16 protein-coding genes and 1 tRNA gene are annotated in these 22520 nt (G+C 31.2%); 16 read left to right on the top strand and 1 reads right to left on the bottom strand.

Annotated features, from left to right (window positions below; genetic code table 11):
* Both ACVHXK_RS05925 and ACVHXK_RS05920 read left to right on the top strand, forming a co-directional pair.
* Positions 1-2226, top strand: coding sequence for an ABC transporter ATP-binding protein (locus tag ACVHXK_RS05925; protein ID WP_461205449.1), 2226 nt, complete (start codon positions 1-3; stop codon positions 2224-2226).
* Entirely contained in the window at positions 2223-4100 is a 1878-nt protein-coding gene (locus ACVHXK_RS05920; RefSeq protein ID WP_461205448.1) for an ABC transporter ATP-binding protein, read from the top strand. The genes ACVHXK_RS05925 and ACVHXK_RS05920 overlap by 4 nt, the downstream gene beginning before the upstream one ends.
* Positions 4101-4281: 181 nt before the next feature.
* On the opposite strand, the gene ACVHXK_RS05915 is transcribed toward ACVHXK_RS05920, so the two are convergent.
* Positions 4282-5187, bottom strand: a complete 906-nt coding sequence (locus tag ACVHXK_RS05915) for a selenium metabolism-associated LysR family transcriptional regulator (RefSeq protein WP_461205447.1) — start codon at positions 5185-5187, stop codon at positions 4282-4284.
* 407 nt (positions 5188-5594) lie between these two features.
* On the opposite strand from ACVHXK_RS05915, the gene selD reads away from it, so the two are divergent.
* The 14 genes from selD (at position 5595) to prdR (ACVHXK_RS05845) (ending at position 22203) form a co-directional block, all read left to right on the top strand.
* Positions 5595-6641 (top strand): selenide, water dikinase SelD, encoded by a 1047-nt coding sequence (gene selD, locus ACVHXK_RS05910; RefSeq protein WP_461205446.1) that lies wholly within the window; start codon positions 5595-5597, stop codon positions 6639-6641.
* Positions 6642-6653: 12 nt separating this feature from the next.
* Complete coding sequence (gene selA / locus ACVHXK_RS05905) at positions 6654-8054, top strand: L-seryl-tRNA(Sec) selenium transferase (protein WP_461205445.1); 1401 nt, start codon at positions 6654-6656, stop codon at positions 8052-8054.
* Positions 8051-9958 (top strand): selenocysteine-specific translation elongation factor, encoded by a 1908-nt coding sequence (selB, locus tag ACVHXK_RS05900; protein ID WP_461205444.1) that lies wholly within the window; start codon positions 8051-8053, stop codon positions 9956-9958. Before selA ends, selB begins: the two co-directional genes overlap by 4 nt.
* Positions 9959-10016: 58 nt before the next feature.
* Positions 10017-10113, top strand: a tRNA-Sec gene (locus ACVHXK_RS05895).
* 84 nt (positions 10114-10197) lie between these two features.
* On the top strand, positions 10198-11937 hold the full coding sequence (gene prdR, locus ACVHXK_RS05890) for a sigma-54 dependent transcriptional regulator PrdR (protein ID WP_461205443.1): 1740 nt from the start codon (positions 10198-10200) through the stop codon (positions 11935-11937).
* Between the two features lie 324 nt (positions 11938-12261).
* On the top strand, positions 12262-13548 hold the full coding sequence (gene prdC, locus ACVHXK_RS05885; RefSeq protein WP_461205442.1) for a proline reductase-associated electron transfer protein PrdC: 1287 nt from the start codon (positions 12262-12264) through the stop codon (positions 13546-13548).
* A 158-nt stretch (positions 13549-13706) separates the two neighbouring features.
* On the top strand, positions 13707-15584 hold the full coding sequence (gene prdA, locus ACVHXK_RS05880; RefSeq protein WP_461205441.1) for a D-proline reductase (dithiol) proprotein PrdA: 1878 nt from the start codon (positions 13707-13709) through the stop codon (positions 15582-15584).
* Between the two features lie 15 nt (positions 15585-15599).
* Complete coding sequence (locus ACVHXK_RS05875) at positions 15600-15875, top strand: CBO2463/CBO2479 domain-containing protein (RefSeq protein WP_461205440.1); 276 nt, start codon at positions 15600-15602, stop codon at positions 15873-15875.
* 11 nt (positions 15876-15886) lie between these two features.
* On the top strand, positions 15887-16612 hold the full coding sequence (gene prdB / locus ACVHXK_RS05870) for a D-proline reductase (dithiol) protein PrdB (protein WP_461205439.1): 726 nt from the start codon (positions 15887-15889) through the stop codon (positions 16610-16612).
* 193 nt (positions 16613-16805) lie between these two features.
* The gene (locus ACVHXK_RS05865; RefSeq protein ID WP_461205438.1) at positions 16806-17813 is read left to right on the top strand and encodes a proline racemase; all 1008 of its coding nucleotides are present in this window, start codon (positions 16806-16808) and stop codon (positions 17811-17813) included.
* Between the two features lie 82 nt (positions 17814-17895).
* Complete coding sequence (locus ACVHXK_RS05860; RefSeq protein WP_461205437.1) at positions 17896-18777, top strand: TSUP family transporter; 882 nt, start codon at positions 17896-17898, stop codon at positions 18775-18777.
* A 168-nt stretch (positions 18778-18945) separates the two neighbouring features.
* Entirely contained in the window at positions 18946-19704 is a 759-nt protein-coding gene (gene prdD / locus ACVHXK_RS05855) for a proline reductase cluster protein PrdD (protein ID WP_461205436.1), read from the top strand.
* Between the two features lie 16 nt (positions 19705-19720).
* A complete protein-coding gene (locus ACVHXK_RS05850; RefSeq protein ID WP_461205435.1) occupies positions 19721-20191 on the top strand; it encodes a glycine/sarcosine/betaine reductase component B subunit in 471 nt (156 codons plus the stop codon).
* Positions 20192-20463: 272 nt separating this feature from the next.
* Positions 20464-22203: a sigma-54 dependent transcriptional regulator PrdR gene (prdR, locus tag ACVHXK_RS05845; protein ID WP_461205434.1), complete on the top strand. Its 1740-nt coding sequence runs from the start codon at positions 20464-20466 to the stop codon at positions 22201-22203.
* Positions 22204-22520: the final 317 nt, after the last annotated feature.

Raw genomic sequence — 22520 nt, 5'->3', positions numbered from 1 at the left:
ATGACCAAACTTATAAAATTTTTAAAACCATTTACAATATCGCTCCTAATTGCAGTTTCCCTTTTATTTGTGCAAGCTATGACAGATTTAGCTTTGCCAGATTACATGTCTAATATTATTAATATAGGGATTCAGCAAGGTGGAGTGGATAGTGCAGCACAAGAAATAATAATAGAAGAAGATATGAATAAACTTACTTTGTTTTTGAATACAGAAGACAAAAATAAAGTACTTAGTAATTATGAACTAATGGATACTTCGAATGATGAATATAGTGGTTATTTAGAAGACTATCCTAATATTAATGAAGAAAATATATATGTTTTAAAAGATTTAACTGATGATGAAATAATTGAATTAGAACCTATTCTATCTAAAGCATTAATGTCTGTTGCAGGTATTAATGAAATGATGACTGATTCAGAGGGAAAAGAAATTGAAGTTAATGGTATGACTTTACCAGAAGGCACAGATTTATTTGCTGTAATTTCTCAGATGCCAGATGAGCAGAGAGAACAAATGTTATCTTCATTTACAGCACAAATAGAAGAAATGGATGAGTCCATGCTTACTACGGCAGGAGCAACTATAGTTAAAGCTAACTATGAAGAATTAGGATTAGACACAGATAAACTTCAAAGTAATTATATTTTAAGAATGGGTGGAATTATGCTTCTAGTATCACTGATTGGAGCAATTGCATCTATTACAGTTGGATTTATTGCAGCTAGAATAGCAGCAGGATTAGGAAAAAATTTAAGGAAAAACATATTTACTAAGGTTGAGAATTTTTCTAACATAGAACTTGACAAATTTTCAACGGCTTCCTTAATTACAAGAAGTACAAATGACATTACTCAAATACAAACTTTAATGGTAATGATGATTCGTATGATTTTCTATGCACCTATTATGGGGGTAGGAGGGATTATAAAAGCAATAGATAAAAGTGCTTCTATGTCTTGGATTATAGCGCTTGCAGTTACGATTTTAGTTGGAATGATAGCAATAATATTTTCAATCGCATTACCGAAATTTAAAGCAATACAAAAATTGGTTGATAAGCTCAATATGGTTACAAGAGAAAATCTCTCAGGTATGATGGTTATTCGTGCATTTAACACACAAAAATTTGAAGAAAAACGTTTTGATAAAGCTAATAAAGATCTTACTAGTACAAATTTATTTGTAAGTAGAGTCATGGTTTTTCTAATGCCTGCAATGATGTTAATTATGAATGGTACAACAGTTCTAATTGTATGGGTTGGAGCACATCAAATAGCTGATTCTGCTATGCAAGTTGGAGATATGATAGCATTTATGCAATATGCTATGCAGATAATATTTGCCTTCTTAATGCTTTCAATGATGTTTATTTTAATACCAAGAGCTTCTGTATCAGCAGAACGTATAGCGGAAGTACTTGAAGTTGAACCAACTATTATTGATCCTAAAGATCCAAAGCAGTTTTCTAAAGAGTCAAAAGGTAATTTAGAATTCAAAAATGTATCATTTAAATATCCAGGTGCTGAAGAAAATATGATTAAAAATATAAGTTTTAAAGCAGAAGCTGGTAAAACTACAGCTATAATAGGAGCAACTGGCTCAGGAAAGACAACACTTGTAAATCTGATTCCTCGTTTTTATGATGTAACAGAGGGTGAAATTCTAATTGATGGAATAGATGTAAGAGACGTAACTCAGCATGATGTTAGAGATGTAATTGGCTATATTCCTCAAAAGGCATCTTTGTTTAGTGGAACTGTTGAGTCGAATTTAAAGTATGCAGATGAAAATGCAGATGAAGAAAGTATGAAAGAGGCTTCTGAAATAGCTCAAGCAATGGAATTTATAAATGAAAAAGAAGAAGGATTTAAAAGAGAAATTTCTCAAGGAGGAGCTAATGTTTCTGGTGGACAAAAGCAAAGATTGTCTATAGCTAGAGCTTTGGTTAAAAAACCTAAAATATTTATATTTGATGATAGTTTTTCTGCCTTGGATTTCAAAACAGATGCAGCTTTAAGGAGAGCTTTAAGGGAAAAAACAGGAGACAGTCTTGTTTTAATTGTGGCACAAAGAATATCAACAATAAAAAATGCAGAACAAATAATTGTACTTGAAGATGGTGGAATGGTTGGTATAGGAACACATGAAGAATTGATGAATACTTGTGAAACTTATAAAGAAATTGCCCTTTCACAATTGTCTAAGGAGGAATTAGCATGAGCGAACAAGATAAATCAGTAAATAATAGAATGAAACGATCTGGAGGTATGGGACGTGGCCCAGGAGGAATGGGCCCAGGTATGATGGGTGGAGCTAAGGCTCGTAATTTCAAAGGCACTATGAAAAGACTTATATCATATTTAAAAGAATATCGTATTTCTTTTATTGTTGTATTTGTGTTTGCGATTGCTAGTGCTGCTTTTGGAATATACGGACCTAAATTACTGGGAAAAGCTACAACAGCAGTATTTGAAGGAGTTATGGGTAAAATTGCTGGGACTTCAGAAGGTGTTGATTTTTCTTATATAGGTGGAATAATGCTTACTTTAGTTGCGCTATATGGATTAAGCACATTATTCTCATATATTCAAGGTTTTATAATGTCAGGGGTAGCTATGAAAGTTACCTATAATATGAGGAAAGATATATCACAAAAGATTAACAATATGCCATTAAATTATTATGATACTACCAACAATGGAGAAGTGTTATCTCGTGTAACTAATGATGTAGATACTGTAAGTCAAACGCTCAATCAAAGTTTATCACAGCTAATTACATCTTTTGTTACAGTAGTTGGTGTTTTGATAATGATGCTTAGTATTAGTGGTTTAATGACATTAGTTGCAGTTGCCATTATTCCAATTTCTATGGTGATTGTTATACTAATTGTAAAGCGTTCCCAAAAATATTTTAAGCAGCAACAAGACTATTTAGGAAATGTAAATGGTCATATTGAAGAAATATATGGTGGACATGTAATTGTAAAAGCCTTTAATGGGGAGAAAAAAAGTCTTGAAAAATTTGATGTACTTAATGAACAATTATATGGAACAGCTTGGAAATCACAATTTTTATCAGGAATGATGATGCCAGTTATGACTATTATTGGTAATATTGGTTATGTAGCTGTATGCGTTCTTGGTGGAGCCCTTGCTGCTAAGAAAACTATTGAAGTGGGAGACATACAAGCGTTTATACAATATGTTAGAAATTTTACTCAACCAATAACACAGTTAGCTAATGTTTCAAATATTCTTCAACAGACAGCAGCTGCTGCAGAACGTGTTTTTGAATTTTTAGATGAAGAAAATGAAATTGCTGAAACAACTAATCCTATTAAAGTAGATGTTAAAGGACATGTTGAATTTAAAAATGTACATTTTGGATATAAAGAAGATGTTACTATAATTAATGACTTTTCAGCAGAAGTAAAACCTGGTCAAAAAATTGCTATTGTAGGCCCTACAGGAGCAGGTAAGACAACAATGGTTAAGCTTTTATTACGTTTTTACGATGTTAATACAGGCGCCATTTTAGTAGATGGAGTAGATATCAGAGATTTTACAAGAAAAGATTTAAGAAATCAGTTTGGAATGGTGCTTCAAGATACTTGGCTGTACAATGGTTCTATTATGGAAAATATAAGATATGGACGATTAGATGCAACAGATGAAGAAGTTATTGAAGCTGCGAAAGCTGCTCATGTAGATAGCTTTGTGCATATGTTACCGAAGGGATATGATATGATTCTTAATGAAGAAGCATCAAATGTATCTCAAGGACAAAAACAATTGATTACAATTGCAAGAGCAATACTCGCTAATCCTAAATTACTTATTTTAGATGAAGCTACGAGTTCTGTAGATACAAGGACTGAGGTTCAAATTCAAAAAGCTATGAACAACTTAATGGAAAATAGAACTAGCTTTATAATAGCTCACCGTCTTTCAACAATTAGAGATGCGGATATGATATTGGTTATGAATGATGGCGATATTGTAGAAAAAGGTAACCATAAAGATTTACTTGCTGAAAATGGCTTCTATGCAAATCTTTATAATAGTCAGTTTGAAAACCAGGAAGCTGTTTAAAATGAAATTAGCAATTAGCAATTAGCAATTAGCAATGTTCAATTAAGGAAGATTTACTCCTTTGGGAGTAAATCTTTTAATAAATAATTAATAAAAACCTAAAAGACGATTGTTGACTTTAGTCAAGAACCGTCTTTTAGGTTTTTTATAGCAATTTATAAAATGTTAGTATTCTAATTAATTATTCCGATATATTGTAATCAAGTACAAAGTCTTTAAAGGTCTTTGATAGTGGAGATAAAAATCTCTTGTTATGGCAAACAAAATAAAAATTTCTTTTAAGATTCATATCTGATATTTCAACAGGAATTATGGTGCGGCTTGAGATTTCTTTTTTAATAGCTAATTGGGAAATAAAGCTTGCGCCTATATTTAGCTCAATCATTTTTTTTATAGTATCATTATTTGAAGTTTGAGTAACTATTTTTAAGTTTTTAAATGACGTTCCTAATTTCAATAGTTCTTCTTCAATCATATAACGGGATCCTGAGCCTTCTTCACGTAGAATAAGTGGGATGCTTTCAAGTTGATTTAAATTTATAGTATCAAAGGGCGAAAATTTATCTGCATATGTTGAAGGTAAGGCTAGTACTAGTCGATCTTCCATTAATTCTGTATATTCTACATTTTTTATATTATATTTAGCACCTACAATACCAAAATTACTGTATCCATCTTTTATTGAATTAATAACATTTTTTGAATCAGTTTGATTAATCTTAAAAAACACATCAGGATAAAGGAATTTAAAATCCTTGATTATGTAGGGAAGGATGTATTGAGAAGGGATACTACTTGAATTGATTTCAATATTTCCTTGTATTTTTGATTTGTAGGCGTTTAACTTATAAGTAGCAGAAGCCTTTAGGTTAACCATTTCTTGAGCATAATTATAAAATAGGGAGCCTGGTTCAGTAGGGGTAACTTCACGACCAGTCCTGTTTAATAAGATAACGTCTAGTTCTTCTTCTAATTTTTGAATATGATTTGTAACAGTTGGCTGAGTCAAGTAAAGTTTTGCCGATGCTTTTGAAAAGCTTTTTAAATTAACGATTTCAATGAATGAGGTTAGTTGCTTGAAATCCATTTATACACCTCTTTAAAATATTTTGATAAATTTAAACTTTAATAATGTTAAAGATTTTTTATAATAAAATCTAACTGATTTAATACTATAATATATTGGTGAGAAAATCAAATAGATTAAGGTTTGTTTTATGGACTTTATAAAAGAGTTGTTATAGAATATAGGGGAATGATATAAGGCACTTTTGAATATAAATGCACAATACACAATGCACAATTTAGGATGATTTTGCTACGCAAAATCTTTGAATTAATTTAATAGATTAAAAAATCTCGATATAAGATAATTATTGGTAATTGTACATTTTAAATTATTTATGAATAATAGTTATTAAAATTAACATTACTTATTAATAACAATAATCTCTAAAAATGGGGTATTATATGAAAAATACAGGAGGTAATTTTATGAGTATAGCTAAAAAGAAAGATATAAGGCTAACGCAAATGACAAAGAAATCTGGATGAGCGGCTAAAATAGGGCCGGGAGCTCTTTCTGAGATTTTAAGTAAACTTCCTAAGATGGAAGATAAGAATTTATTGGTAGGAATTGAAACTAGCGATGATGCTGCTGTATATAAATTAAGTGATGAAATGGCAATAATTCAAACTTTAGATTTTTTCACACCTGTAGTAGATGATCCATATGTGTTTGGCCAGGTAGCTGCTGCAAATGCTTTAAGTGATGTCTATGCTATGGGAGGAAAGCCAACTGTTGCATTAAATATTGTAGGATTTCCAAACTGTCTGCCAATAGATGTTTTAGGTGAAATTTTAAAAGGTGGAGCAGATAAGGTTATTGAAGCAGGGGCTGTTGTTGTTGGAGGTCATTCAGTTGAAGATGACGAACCTAAGTATGGACTATCTGTAACAGGAATGGTTCATCCTGATAAAATAATGAAAAACTATGGTGCAAAAGAGGGGGATGTTATTATATTAACTAAACCTCTAGGTACTGGGATAATTAATACGGCAATAAAGGCTGGATTGGCTTCAAATGAAGGATATAATAAATCAGTTGAAATTATGACAACTTTAAATAAATATGCTGGAGAAATAATGACACAGTACGACACACATGCATGCACAGATATAACTGGTTTTGGACTTATGGGGCATACCTATGAGATGGCATCAGCTTCTGATTTAACATTATATATTAATAAAGATAAAATTGCTTATATAAAAGAAGCGAAAGAATATGCTGAAATGGGACTTGTACCAGCTGGAAGTTATAATAATAGAGAGTATATAAAAGAAAATTACAAATTAGTAGATGTAGAGCCTTGGATGGTGGATATTATATTTGATCCTCAAACATCAGGTGGATTATTAATATCAGCAGAAAAGAATGAGGCTGAGAAAATGTTAGAGGAATTAAATAAATTAAATTTAAAATCGAGTATAATTGGAGAATTTAAAGCTAAAGAAGAATATTCAATAATAATTTCGTAGATAGGTGATAATATGAAAAAAGAACTTTTAAGAGCACTTCCAAAAATGGATTATTTACTAAAAGAAGAGATTGTAGTAGAATACTTAAAAAATATTAATAGAGAATTGGTTGTAGAGGCATTAAGGGAAGCCATTGATAGCTATAGAGAAAAAATTTTAAGTGGTAAAATTGATGAATTAAAGATACAAGAAATTTTAGAATATTTTGAGAAAACTCTTAAAGCAAAATCTCAAAATCATTTGAAAAAAGTAATTAATGCTTCAGGGATAATTGTCCATACAAATTTAGGTAGGTCATTATTAAGCAAGGAAGCGGCTGAAAATGTAATGAGCGTAATTAATGGGTACAATAATCTAGAGTACGATGTTGATGAAGGAAAACGTGGGAGTAGATATTCTCATCTTGAATATTTAGTAACAAAAATAACTGGTGCAGAAGCTGCTGTTGTTGTTAATAATAATGCAGCAGCAGTGATGCTAGTACTAAGCACATTATGTAGTGGAAAAGAAGCTATTGTTTCTAGAGGGCAGCTTGTAGAAATTGGTGGTTCATTTAGAGTTCCTGATGTTATGGAGTTTAGTGGAGCAAAATTAGTGGAAGTAGGAACAACTAATAAAACTCATTTGTATGACTATGAAGATAATATTAATGAAAATACAGGTGTGCTCATGAAAATTCATACATCTAATTATAAAATACTTGGATTTACTGATGATGTAGATGGAATTGAACTGCAAAAACTAGGAAACAAACATGATATTCCTGTAGTAGAAGATTTAGGTAGTGGAGTACTTATTGACTTTAGAAAATATGGATTTATATATGAACCGACAGTTCAATCAAGTGTAAAAAAGAATATTGATGTAATTACTTTTAGTGGAGATAAAATGTTTGGAGGTCCACAAGCAGGTATTATTGTAGGAAAGAAAAAGTATATTGATAAGATAAAGAAAAATCAATTGACTAGAGCTCTGAGAGTAGGGAAGATGACTATTGCTGCAATAGAGTCTACTTTGAGATTATATTTATCGGAAAATGAAGCAATTGAGAAGATACCTACTTTATACATGATGTTATCTCCTAAAGAAGTTCATAAAAAAAGAGCTCAAAAATTATTAAGGAAATTAAGAAATAAATCAAATATTTATACTTTTAATGTAGATAGTGGTTATTCAAAAGTTGGAGGTGGGTCTCTTCCTACAGAGACAATTGAATCTTTTGTAGTGAAAGCTAAATCAGATAAGATTTCCACTACTAAATTAGAAAAACTTATGAGAGAAAATGATGTTCCGATAATCGGTAGAGTAAATAATGATGAATTTATTATGGATATAAGGACTATTAAAGATGAAGATTTCGATACGATAATTAATGCCTTTAAACTGATAGAAGAAAGAGAGTTAGAGATATGAAGCATATAATTATAGGAACAGCTGGTCATATTGATCATGGTAAAACGCAGCTTATAAAAGCTTTAACAGGAAGAGAAACAGATACCTTAGAAGAAGAGAAAAAAAGAGGGATATCTATAAATCTAGGATTTACTTATTTTGACCTTCCTTCCGGAAAGAGAGCAGGAATAATTGATGTGCCAGGTCATGAGAAATTTATAAAAAACATGCTTGCAGGTGCAATGGGAATAGATGTTGTAGCCCTAGTGGTAGCCGCAGACGAGGGGATAATGCCTCAGACAAAAGAACACCTTGAGATACTTCAGTTATTAGGAGTAAAAAAAGGGATTATAGTAATTACTAAAAAAGATTTAGTTGATGATGAATGGCTGTCTATGATCGAAAGTGATATTTCAGAAGAAGTAAAAGGTACTTTCTTAAGTGATGCTCCTATTATTTCTGTTTCATCAAAAACAAAAGAGGGAATGGAAGAATTAATCAGGGTTTTAGATGAAAAAGTAGACCAAGCGGAGGAAAGAGATAGAGAAGGACATTTTAGATTAGCAGTAGATAGAATTTTTTCTGTATCTGGCTTTGGAACTGTAGTAACAGGAACAATTCTAAGTGGAAAAATTAAAATTAATGATGAATTAATGATTTATCCAAGTGGTATAAAAACAAAGGTTAGAGGCATACAAATACATGGCGAAGATGAAGAAATAGGAGAAGCAGGGCAACGTTGTGCAATCAACTTAATGAATATAAAGAAAGATGATATTCATAGAGGGGATGTAATATCTAGAGTAGATGTTCTTGATTCATCATTTATGGTAGATTCAAAATTAATATACTTAAAAAGTGTTAAAACTGCTCTGAAAAATAGACAAAGAATTAGATTTTATGCTGGAACCTCTGAAATAATGGGTAGAATAATTATTTTAGAAAAAGAAGGATTAAAGCCAGGAGAATCTGCTTTTGTGCAAATTAGATTAGAGAAAATGGCATCCTTTCAAAAAGGAGATAAATTCATTATAAGAAACTATTCACCAGTGTATACAATAGGTGGAGGAACTATAATTGATCCTAAAGCAACAAAGGCAAAGAGATTTAATCAAACATACATTAGTAATTTAAAAATGAAGGCAGAAGGAAGCATAGAAGATATTATTGAACATATAATATATGAAATAAGTTCGACTTTTCCAAATAAAGATGAAATAATAAAAAAAGTTGGTAGAAATATAGATAATTTAGAAGAAATACTAATACAACTTGAAGAGGAAGCTAAAATTTATAAACTAGAACAGAGTGGAAAGAAGAATTATATTCATAGAAAATATATTAGAGGATTAGAAGAAAATATAAATAAAACTTTAGAAAATTATCATAAACAAAACCCTCTTGAAGTAGGTATATTAAAAGAAGAATTCAAAACAAAGGTATTTTCAAAGGATTTGAAAAATAAAATATATAAAGAATTGTTAAAGATACTAGATAGTAAGGCAATGATAGAAGTAAAAGGAAATTATATTTGTAGTATAGGTTTTGAAATAAAGTTGAATGAAGAGCAGAATAATATAAAAAATGAGCTTTTAAGTAAAATTGATGAGGGTAAGTTTTCACCACCAAAATTTAAAGCGTTGACAGAAGACAAGCAAAACATAGAAGAATATAAAAAAGTTTATGATTTATTACTTAAGAGTGGTGAATTAATCAAAATATCTCAAGATATAACTTATTCAAAGGAAAACTATAATTCTGGAAAAGATAAGATTATAACTTATATACAAAAGAATGAAAAGATTACATTGGCAGAGGTTAGGGAGGAATTAAATACTTCAAGACAATATGCTATGGCTTTATTAGAACATCTAGATGAAGTTAAAGTTACTAAAAGAGAGGGTAATGAGCGTAAGCTGACATAATTCGCGCCTTTTTTTATTGACAAAAATTCTAGATTAGTATAGAATTAAAATGCTGTATGGGAGTAGATAGGTGCTGGTGTGCCTGCCAGTCTTCAAAACTGTGTTGGGGCGTTAAGAGCGTCCTGGGTGGGTTCGATTCCCACATATTCCCGCCAAATATAAGACATAACACCTTGGTCAGATAATTTTTATCTTATCAAGGTGTTTTTTAAAAATAAAAACCTATAGAGGTGAGTAGCGTGTTTTTATATTCAAAAAATTTTTTAGTTAGAGACGTTATGTCTAAGAATTTTAATGTCTTTAAAGAAAATTGTGAATTGGACAAAGCTATAGAGAGTATGTTAAGAAACAAATATGAAGAAATTTTTGTTGAAAATAAAAATGAAGAATTAATTGGAGTTCTGACTTTTGTTGATATATCTAGAATAATGCAAAATAATGATTATTCTAGAATGACGTTAAAGGAATTTTTGAATTGTAATTTGATGAGTGTAAGTTCAAATGTGACATTATTAGAGTGTAGGAATATTATGGTTAAGAATAAAATTGGAAGAATGCCTGTAGTTGATTATGGAAAATTAGTAGGAGTTATAAGGAAAAATGAAATTCTTCAGTATTTTTATAAAACTATAGAAGATTCAAGCATGAAATTAGACCATATCCTTAATTCTATATATGAGGCTGTTTGTGTTGTAGATACTGAGGGTATAGTTGTTCTTTGGAATAAAAAGTCAGAAAAACTTTATGGCGTATTGCAAAAGGATATTTTGGGTAAACCAATAAAGAATTTTTTCCCTAATGCTTTGATACTAAAAGTTTTAAAAACTAAAGTTGCTTATGAAAACGTTAATCATGAACCTAAAAAAGATTGCCATATGATTATTACTTCTTCACCAATATGGATAGATGGAGAATTTGCAGGGGCAGTAAGCACAGATAGAGATATTTCTAAAGTTAAAAAGTTAGCTAGTGAATTACAAAAGGCAAATGATACTCTGAAGTTTTTACAAGGAGAAATGAATAGATATTCGCAGGCTGATTTTGGCGGTGTCGTAGGTAAAAGTAAGCAAATAATTGATAAAATTGAAATTGCAAGGAAAGTTGCTGGAACAAAGGCAGCAATATTAATTACAGGCGAGAGCGGGACAGGAAAAGAGGTTTTCTCTAGAGCAATTCACAATTATAGTGGAGAAAAAGGTCATTTTATTCCTGTTAATTGTAGTGCCATTCCGGATGGTTTGTTTGAAAGTGAGTTTTTTGGATACGAACAAGGTGCATTTACAGGAGCTAATAAAAAAGGGAAAATAGGATTATTTGAAATGGCTCAGGGAGGAACTATATTTTTAGATGAAATTGGTGATATGCCACTTTTTATGCAAGCCAAACTTCTGAGAGTACTACAGGAGAAACAAATAATAAGAGTTGGTGGAAATAAGTATATTCCTATAAATACAAGAGTTATATCAGCAACAAATAAAAATTTAATTAAAATGGTTGAAAATGACGAGTTTAGAGAGGATTTATATTATCGTATTAATGTAGTTGAAATAAACTTACCGCCACTTAGGAAAAGGAAAGGTGATATTCCTTTGCTAGTTAATACATTTCTAGAGGAATTATCTAAGAAGAATGGTAAAAAAATACCACAAATAGATAAAAATACTATGAAAATCATACAAAATTATCGTTGGAAGGGAAATATAAGGGAGCTAAAAAATACAATAGAGAATTTAATAGTGTTATCTAAAGATGAGTATATTACAAGTGATTTAATTCCTGAATATATGATAAAAGATATGGATAAAAAAGTTATTAATGATGAAAATTTAGATTTAAAACAATCTATAAAAGAACTTGAAATTAAGCTCATAAAAAAAGCTTTGGTAGAAGGTAAAGGCAATAAAGCGAAAGCAGCAGAGTTATTAAATATACCACGAGCTACCTTGTATTATAAAATGGATAGTTACAAAATAAAGTAACGTCAATAATCTGACAAACGTCAAATTATTGACGTTTTTTTAAAATTATTGGATTTTGATTAGGCTGGTAAATGTTTACAGGAAGTTTGTGTAGCTTATAATGAGAGGAAATTGTCAGCAAACTGGCAGAAGATAACTTTTATTAGTAATTTCTATAAGTGAGTATTATGATATAAAAATTTCCTATATTAGCAATAATCTTAGGTTGATTGAATTTATTTACATAATGTGAAATTATTTTAAGATGGCACAGTAATTGCTAATTATACTATTGTGAAAAAAAGTACAAAAGAATTTGAACGTATTATATGAGGAGGTGAAATAATGAATATCTCTATATTACTAAAACAACATGTAGGAGCTCCGTGCGAACCTATAATAAAGGTTGGAGAAGAGGTCAAGAGAGGACAACTAATAGCAGTTCCAAAAGGTCTAGGAGTAAATATACATTCAAGTGTTTTGGGGAAAGTTGTAGATATTGATGGTAATAATATTGTCATTGATGCCAAAGATGACCAACCTGAAGATTATATAAAAATAAAAGAGGTTGAAAATAACCTTGAGGCAATAAAAGAAGCTGGTATCGTTGGTGCTGGTGGAGCAGGTTTTCCGTCATATATTAAGTTTAATACTGATTTAAAAGGTGGTACTGTCATAGTAAATGCTGCAGAGTGTGAGCCAACATTAAATCATAATACAATGCTTTTAGAAGAAAATCCAGGTATTGTTATTAGAGGACTTAAATATGTAATGGAAATCACAGGTGCTGCAAATGGCTATGTTGCAATAAAGCCTATCCATAAAAAAGCTCTTTTATCGGTAGCAAAGGCTTGCAAATATGAAGAAAACATAGAAGTTAAATTTTTACCTAATATGTACCCAGCTGGTGATGAGAGAGTTATTGTTAGGGAACTTTTGGGAATTGTTTTAGAACCAGGTACTCTACCAATAACTGCAAATGCCATTATTTCAAATGTAGAAACTCTTAAAAATGTAACGTTGGCTATAGAAGAAAGAAGGCCTGTAATTACAAAAGATGTTACTGTAGGTGGAAGATTAAAAGATGCTCAAAAGGGTAGAGTGTTCTTTGATGTACCTATAGGAATGCCTATAGGACATTATATAAAAGAATGTGGTGGATATATTGAACCACATGGAGAAATTGTAATAGGTGGTCCTTTTACAGGAAAACACGGAGAGGAATGGACACCAGTTAATAAAACTTTAGGTGGAATATTAGTGGGCATGCCTTTCCCAACAGAAAAAAGAAAAATTGGAGTTATTGCTTGCGAATGTGGAGCTCAGGAAGAAAGATTAACAGAGATTGCTAATGCTATGGGAGCAGAGGTAGTTGCTACTACAAAATGTAAAAGAATGGTTGAGGTTAATGGAAGATATAGATGCGATAAACCAGGAGTATGCCCAGGTCAGGCAGAAAAAGTACTATATCTAAAAAAAGAAGGTGCGGAGGTTATACTAACTAGTACGTGTCAGGATTGAACTAACACAGTTATGCAAGTAGCTCCTAGGTTAGGGGTTCCCGTATACCATAGTACAGATCATGTGTTAAGGGCCTTTGGTCATAAACTTTATAGAAAAACAGATAATTAGCAAAATATAATTAGCAATGTGCAATTTGCAATGTTCAATAATTGCTAATTGTAAATTGCAAATTGCAAATTAAAACATAAACAAAAAGTTTTTATAAAAACATTAGTTTTTAAAATAACAATATTAAAGATTAAAGCAAAAAACAAGGAGGGAATTAAATGTCTATTACAATAGAAACTGCTAAGGAGCATGCAAATGATGTAGCTATTACATGTTGCAGGTTTGAAGCAGGAACCGTTATTGAACCATCAAATATAGAGGATCCAGATATTGTACCAGATTTAGAAGCGTCAGGATTATTAGAAATACCAGAAAATTGCCTTAAAATCGGTGAGGTTTTAGGTGCAAAATTGAAAGTAACTGTAGATGCTTTAACAGCATTAACTACTGATGTACTTGAAGGTGTTACCTTAATGGAAAAAGAAGAAGAAGTTGAAGAAGAGGATACTCAAGAAATACAAGCTGTATCTCCAGTAGAATCAGTAGCACCAGTAGCACCAGTTACAAGCATTGGTGGCAGCATAGTTAAAATCCATATCGGTGAGGGAAGAGATATTGACTTAGAAATTCCTTTATCAATAGCAGGAGGAGTAGTTGGAGGAGCAGTACCAACAGTTACAAATGTTGTTGCTGAAGAAAAAGCTACAGTTGAAGAAAAGAAATTAGAAGAAAAAGTTATAAGAAGTTTAACAAGAAAGCACTTTAAAATAGAAAAAGTTGAGATCGCAAAAGAAACAAAAATTGAGGGAACAACATTATTCATTAGAGAAGATGTTGTTAAAGATGCAATTAGTACTCAAGATTTAGTAGTAGATATAAAACTAGAAATTATTACACCAGAAAGATATAGCGAATACTCAGAAACAGTAATGGATATTCAACCAATCGCCACAAAAGAAGAAGGCGAAGTAGGAGACGGTATTACAAGGGTACTTGATGGAGTTATTGTAATGGTAACTGGTACTGATGAAAATGGTGTTCAAATAGGAGAATTTGGTTCTTGTGAAGGAAAATTAGATAGAAATATTATGTGGGGAAGACCTGGATCACCAGAAAAAGATGAGATTTTTGTAAAAACACAAGTAACAGTTAAAGCTGGTACAAATATGGAAAGACCAGGACCTATAGCTGCACATGAAGCAACTGACATTATCACTCAAGAAATAAGAGAAGCTCTTAAAGTAGCTGATGAAAGCTTGGTTGTAAGTGAAGAAGAATTTAATCAAGTTCGTCGCCCGGGTAAAAAGAAAGTTGTAATAGTAAAAGAAATCATGGGTCAAGGAGCAATGCATGATAACTTTATATTGCCAGTAGAACCAGCAGGAACACTTGGGGCTAAACCAAATGTTGATTTAGGAAATGTTCCGATAGTTGTTTCTCCACTTCAAGTATTAGATGGATGTATTCATGCATTAACATGTATTGGACCTGCTTCAAAAGAAACTACTAGACATTATTGGAGAGAGCCATTAGTATTAGAAGCTATGCATGATGAAGAAATAGATTTAGTTGGAATAGTATTTGTTGGTTCACCACAAGTAAACTCTCAAAAATTCTATGTTTCTAAAATACTTGGAATGACTGTTGAAACTATGGATGTTGATGGTGCTATTGTTACTACTGAAGGTTTTGGTAACAATCACATAGATTTTGCAAGTCATATTGAAGAAATTGGTAAGAGAGGTATCCCAGTAGTTGGCGTAACTTATTCTGCTGTTCAAGGACAATTAGTAGTTGGCAATCCTTATATGGATGCATTAATAGATAATAATAAATCAGCTCAAGGTATAGAAAATGAAATACTTGAAAATAACTGTCTTACTCTTGAAGATGCTATTCGTGCAATGGCTATGTTAAAAACAAAAATGGCTGGCGAAGAAATAAAAGAAGCAGAAAGAAAATGGAATCCGAATGTTAAATTGAATAACATAGAGGCTATAGAAAAAGCTACAGGAAGAAAAATAGAGTTAGTTGCTAATGAGAAATCATTAGAAAAGAGTAAGAAAAGAATGGAAATATACGAAAAAGAAGATTAGGATGGAGTGTTGATAATGGATAGACTTAAATATTTATCTTCAGAAAAATTCTTTGAGGGCATTGTAGTAGATGTAAATGATTGTTCAGTTACTATGGACCTTAAAGGAAGAATGGGTCAATTAAAAGTACCAAGAAGATTAGTAATAACTGATTATGAATTATTGGTAGGACAAGAAGTTGGTTTGATGATGAGCTATCCTGAGATACTAGGTCCAGAAGTTGATGAAGACTATGCTGAAATGGCAAGAAGAGAAAAAGAAGTAAAAAGAAAATTAGAAAAAGATAAATAGGAGGTAAGGAAATGAGCTTAACAAGTATAAAAGGATTACAATCTGAAATATTTGTTCCAAATACACCTCCAGTAGTATGGACTCCTGTTACAAAACCATTAAATGAAATGGTTGTAGCATTAGCAACAGCTGCTGGTGTACACTTAAAAACAGACGAAAGATTTAACCTTGCAGGAGATACAACTTTTAGAATTATTCCAGGAGATACACCAAGTTCTGAATTGATGGTTTCTCACGGGGGATATGATAATTCAGATGTAAATAAAGATGTAAACTGCATGTTCCCTATAGATAGAGTTAGAGAATTGGCGGAAGAAGGAGTTATAAAAGGAATTGCTCCTGTAAACTTTGGATTTATGGGTGGTGGTGGAGATGTTAATGCTTTCACTCAAGAAACTGGACCATCAATAGCAAAACAATTGAAAGAAGAAGGCGTAGATGCAGTTTTATTAACTGCTGGCTGAGGAACTTGCCACCGCTCTGCCGTAATTGTGCAGAGAGCGATTGAAGCAGCAGGAATACCTACAATAATTATTGCAGCGTTACCTCCTGTAGTAAGACAAAATGGTGCACCAAGAGTAGCAGCTCCGTTAGTGCCAATGGGAGCAAATGCTGGAGAACCACATAATATAGAAATGCAAACAGCTATTACAAGAGACACTTTAGAAGCTTTAGTTTCTATAGAAACTCCAGGAAGAATCAAATCTCTTCCATATCAATATATTGCTAAACTATAGAATTTACAATACTTTCCTATCTAGCTAAGAGGTAGGAAAGTATTAAAGAAATAAAAAGTCAAAATATTATGCAATATTATTTTGTGATATGTAATAATATTTTATTGTGTGAATTATAGATAAGTCTAAAAATTTTACTAGCATTTGTCAATAAAATAACAAGACAATACATTTATTAAAAGGAGTGTCAATAATGAAAGTAAATAGATCTATTAACGTAATCGATTCACATACAATGGGAGAACCTACAAGAATAGTAGTAGGTGGTGTACCTGTAATACCTGGTAAAACAATGTCAGAAAAAAAAGAATATCTTGAAAATAATTTAGATGATTTAAGAACAGCTATAATGCATGAGCCGAGAGGTCATAAGGACATGTTTGGTTCAATAATTACACAACCAATTAATCCAGAAGCGAATATTGGAATTATATTTATGGATGGTGGCGGATACCTTAACATGTGTGGCCATGGAACTATAGGAGCAGCAACTGCAGCTGTTGAAACAGGAATGGTAGAAGTAACAGAACCTGTTACAGAGGTTGTATTAGAAGCACCAGCTGGTCTAGTAAGAGCAAGTGTTAAAGTAGAAGATGGAAAAGCAAAAGAAGTTTCATTCAAAAATGTTCCTTCTTTCTTATATAAAAGAGATGTAGAAATTGACGTGCCTACTGTAGGTAAAGTTACACTAGATATTTCGTTTGGTGGAAGTTTCTTTGCTATTGTAAATGCAAAACAATTGGGAGTTAAAGTGGAAACTAAAAATGTTAACAGACTTACAGAGCTAGGGTTAATGATTAGAGATATAGTAAATAAAGAGTTTGAAATTCAACATCCAGAGAATAAACATATAAAAAGTGTTGATTTAGTTGAGATATATGATTTACCTACAAATCCAGAAGCAACATTCAAAAATGTAGTAATCTTTGGAGAGGGTCAAGTAGACCGTTCGCCATGTGGAACAGGAACAAGTGCTAAATTAGCAACTTTATATGCAAAAGGTTTGATTAAGGAAAATGAACCATTTGTTTATGAAAGTATAATTGGAACATTGTTTAAAGGGAGAATAGTTAGTACTGCAAAAGCTGGGGAATTTGATGCAATTATTCCAGAAATTACTGGTAGTGCATATATAACAGGATTTAATCAAATGGTAATAGATCCGGATGACCCAGTGGGAAAAGGTTTTACATTTCAATAATAGATTTTAAAATATAAGGTCTATTTTGGAATAGCTTATATAAAGGTATTATTAAATATTATACAAGGGAGATGTTAATATTATGGTAACAGCAATTCTAGGCGCATTAGGAGTTTTTGGAGCTTGGTTTTCAGTAGTGTTTGTAAAGGATTTCATAAAACACAAAGATAACTTAGAGAACAATTCATGGGTAAAGGTATCAGGCATTGGGTTTTTAACAAACTTTTTTGATACTCTTGGTATAGGTTCATTTGCTCCTACAACAGCATTATTGAGAACATTTAAACAGGTGCAGGATAGAGTAATACCAGGTACATTAAATGTTTCTTGTACAATACCAGTTATGTTAGAGGCATTTATTTTCATTAAAGTTATTGAAGTAGAACCAATAACATTAATAGCAATGCTTGCAGCTGCAACTTTGGGAGCGTATTTAGGCGCTGGCATAGTTGCTAAGTTTAATGAAAGAACTGTTCAAATGACGATGGGTATTGCTTTATTAGTTACTGCTTTCTTAATGTTAGCAGGTAAAATGGCATGGATGCCAGGTGGTGGAGAAGCTATTGCATTAACAGGAGGAAAACTTGTTTTTGGTATTATTGGTAACTTCATTTTAGGTGCATTAATGACTGCAGGAATAGGTTTATATGCTCCATGTATGGCATTGATATACTTCTTAGGGATGTCTCCAGCGGTTGCATTTCCTATTATGATGGGTTCTTGTGCTTTCTTGATGCCAGTTGCATCAGTTAAGTTTATTAAAGAAGAAGCTTATAATAGAAGGGCATCTATGGGCATTGCACTTGCTGGTGCTATAGGTGTTTTCATTGCTGCATATTTAGTAAAATCATTACCACTTAATGTACTTGGATGGTTAGTGATAGTCGTTGTTACGTACACAGCTATAACATTATTAATAAAAGCTGCTAAAAATGCAGGTAAAGAAGAAGCAGTTACAGAGTAATATTTAGAAAAACTAATGAATAATAAAGCTTTCTTATCGTGCTTCAAAGATAAGAAAGCTTTACTTAAATCTAGTAGGAATATACAATTTGTAATGAATATGGATCTCTCAATTAAAGATTGAAATATGAAATGAAAACTCTAATTAGAAGAGTAAGGAGATGAGAATATGAATGAGACAATTTTAAGAAGGCTCGTGATAAAATCATTTCATATAAATGAAGTTATTTTTGATGAGAAAACAAATATATTGGGAAATGTTTTAGTAATCGATAAAAATATAATCAAATTTATGGAAGAGACAGAAGAATTAATAGAAAAGGTTAATATAGATATTATTGAACCTTCTAAGTACAATAGATATGTAAATACTATAATGGATGTGATACCTATTTCAACAAAAGTTCTTGGCACAATAGGAGAAGGTATAACTCATACTATTACAGGGGTTTATGTAATGCTAACAGGTATTGATGCTGATGGAAGACAAATGGGTGAGTTTGGTTCATCAGAAGGTATCCTTGAAGAACAAATGGTATTTGATAGAGCGGGAACGCCATCGAAAAGAGACTATATTATTCATATAGATGTTGTTTTAAAAGGTGGATTACCTTATAGCCGTGATCTAGTTATGGCAGCTCATAGAGCTAGTGATGTTTTTATTCAGAAGTATAGAGAGATATTAAAGAAGTTTGATGGAAGAGGTTGCACGGAATCTCATGAATATTTTGATAGAGTAAGACATGGTAAAAAGAAAGTAGTTATTATCAAGCAAATAGCAGGTCAAGGAGCAAATTATGATAATCAAGTTCTTCCTAATGAGCCAAGTGGTTTTGATGGTGCAAGATCAATAATAGATGTTGGTAATATGCCAGTCGTTTTATCCCCAAATGAATATAGGGATGGCGCAATTAGGGCAAATACATGATGAGAGGTGAATTGAAATGGGAATAGGACCTTCAACAAAGGAAACTACTCTACATCATTTTAGAGACCCACTTTTAGATGTGGTTTCTAAGGATACGGATGTCGATCTATTAGGTGTTGTAGTTGTAGGAACACCACAAGGAAATAGAGAAAAGTATTATGTAGGTAAAAGGGCAGCTGTACTTGCTGAAGCTATGAGAGCTGATGGAGTAATTCTTTCAGTTGATGGATGGGGTAATTCACATGTTGATTTTGCTAATACTATAGAAGAGGTTGGTAAGAGAAGAATTCCTTTAGTTGGAGTTACTTTTGTAGGAAAACAGGCTAAATTTGTAGTAACTAATAAATATATGGATACTATAGTGGATATTAATAAATCAGAAAAAGGTATAGAGACAGAAGTAGTAGGTGAAAATAATATGGATGAATTAGATTGCAAAAAGGCTTTGGCTCTTTTAAAGTTGAAAATGAGGAAAATGATATATTGATACATTAACATAAATTAATTACTAAAATTTACATTAATATAGGTTGTTATGGACAAACATAAAACTATATTGTAAAATGTAAATGATTAATGGAAGTAGATATATGTGTGGATTTGTGATAGGCCTTTTAAACTATATTGTGCGTTAATAGAGCTCGTGGTTGATTGTATTTCTACATTTTAATGCCAAATAGAAGTTATAACGCTTTGATTTGATTATTTTATCTTATCAAGGCGTTTTTTTAGAATATAAAATATAGAGAGGTGAGTGCAGTGTTTTTACATTCAAAAAGTATTTTAGTTAGCAGTGTTATGTCTAAAAAATTTAGTATGCTTAATGAAAATTGTGAATTGAATGAAGCTATAGAAACTATGTTAGAGAACAATTATGACGAGATTTTTATTGAAAATGATAAAAGAGAATTAGTTGGAATTTTGACTTTTGTTGATATATCTAAAATTATAAAAAATAATGATTATGACAAAATAACATTAAAAAAATATGCGAACCGTAATTTTATTAGTATAGGTTTAACAACAACATTATTAGAATGTAGAAATATGATGACTAAGAATAAAGTTGGAAGATTGCCTGTAATTGTAAATGGGAAATTAGTAGGAGTTATAAGGAAAAGTGAAATACTTGAATATCTTTATAAAACTATTGAGAATTCAAGCGTACAATTAGATCATGTCCTTAATTCTATATATGAAGCTGTTTGTGTTGTCGATATTGATGGTATAGTTGTTCTTTGGAATAAAAAGTCAGAAAAGCTTTATGGCGTATTGCAAAAAGATATTTTAGGTAAAGAAATAAAAGATTTTTTCCCTAATGCTTTGATATTAAAAGTTTTAGAAACTAAAGAAACTTACGAGGATGTTAAGCATGAACCTAAAAAAGATTTTCATATGATTATTAATTCTTCACCCATATGGATAGACGGAATATTCTCAGGAGCAGTAAGTACAGATAGAGACATTTCTAAAGTTAAGAAGTTAGCTAGTGAATTGCAGAAGGCAAATGATACTTTGAAATTTTTAGAAGAAGAAATTAAAAGGTATTCCAATAATGATTTTGGTGGTGTTGTGGGTAGAAGTAAAGAAATAAATGATAAAATTGAAATTGCTAAAAAGGTTGCTAGAACTAAAGCTACAATATTGATTACAGGAGAGAGTGGAACAGGAAAAGAAGTTTTTTCAAGGGAAATACATAATTATAGTGGGGAAAAAGGCCTTTTTGTACCTGTTAATTGTAGTGCCATACCGCAAGGATTATTTGAAAGTGAGTTTTTTGGATATGAACAAGGCGCATTTACAGGGGCTAATAAAAATGGCAAAATAGGATTATTTGAGATGGCTGAGGGAGGGACTATATTTTTAGATGAAATTGGAGATATGCCTCTTTTTATGCAAGCCAAGCTATTAAGAGTATTACAAGAAAAACAAATTATAAGGGTTGGTGGGAATAAGTATATTCCAATAGATACAAGAGTAATATCAGCAACCAATAAAGATTTAAATAAAATGATATTAGAGAAAAAGTTTAGAGAGGATTTATATTACCGAATTAATGTAGTGGAAATAAATCTTCCACCTTTGAGAGAGCGAAGAGAAGACATTCCTTTACTAATTGATGCTTTTTTAAAAGAGTTATCTCAAAAGAATAATAAGGAAATTCCTAAAATAGATAAAGAAGCCATGAAAATTATATTAAATTACCATTGGAAAGGAAATATAAGAGAATTAAAAAATACAATGGAAAATTTAATTGTATTAGCTAAAGAGAATACAATATCTAGTGATTTGATTCCAAATTATATGGTTAAAGAAATAAATAAAAAAAATACAGGGATAAATGATACTCTTGATTTAAATGAATCTATTAAGAAACTAGAAACAGAGCTTATAAAAGAAGCCTTGAGGTTATCTAAAGGAAATAAAGCAAAGGCTGCAGAGTTGCTAAACATACCAAGGACTACATTATATTATAAAATTGATAATTATAAGATTTAATAAATTCAAATAAAATTAAAAGTGTCAAAAAACTAACAAGTGACTAAAATTAGACAGATGTTAGTTTTTTGTTCTCTACAAGGCAGAATAGAGATGCCGTAATGAAAAAAGGGATACATATAAAAATAAAGTCGAAAATTAGACAAAAAGTTCATTTTCTATAAAAATTATTTATAATAAAATTATCTTAATAAAAAAAAGTTATACAAGTAAATTAGCCATTGTTGCTAAATAAACTGCAAGTTCTATGCAGTTTTATTTTTTTGGCACGTAACTTGCTACTATACTATTGTGAAAAAAAGTACAAACTGAATTTG

Source organism: Clostridium sp. DL1XJH146 (genome assembly GCF_054819755.1).
This window is presented reverse-complemented; position numbering and strand designations above follow the sequence as displayed.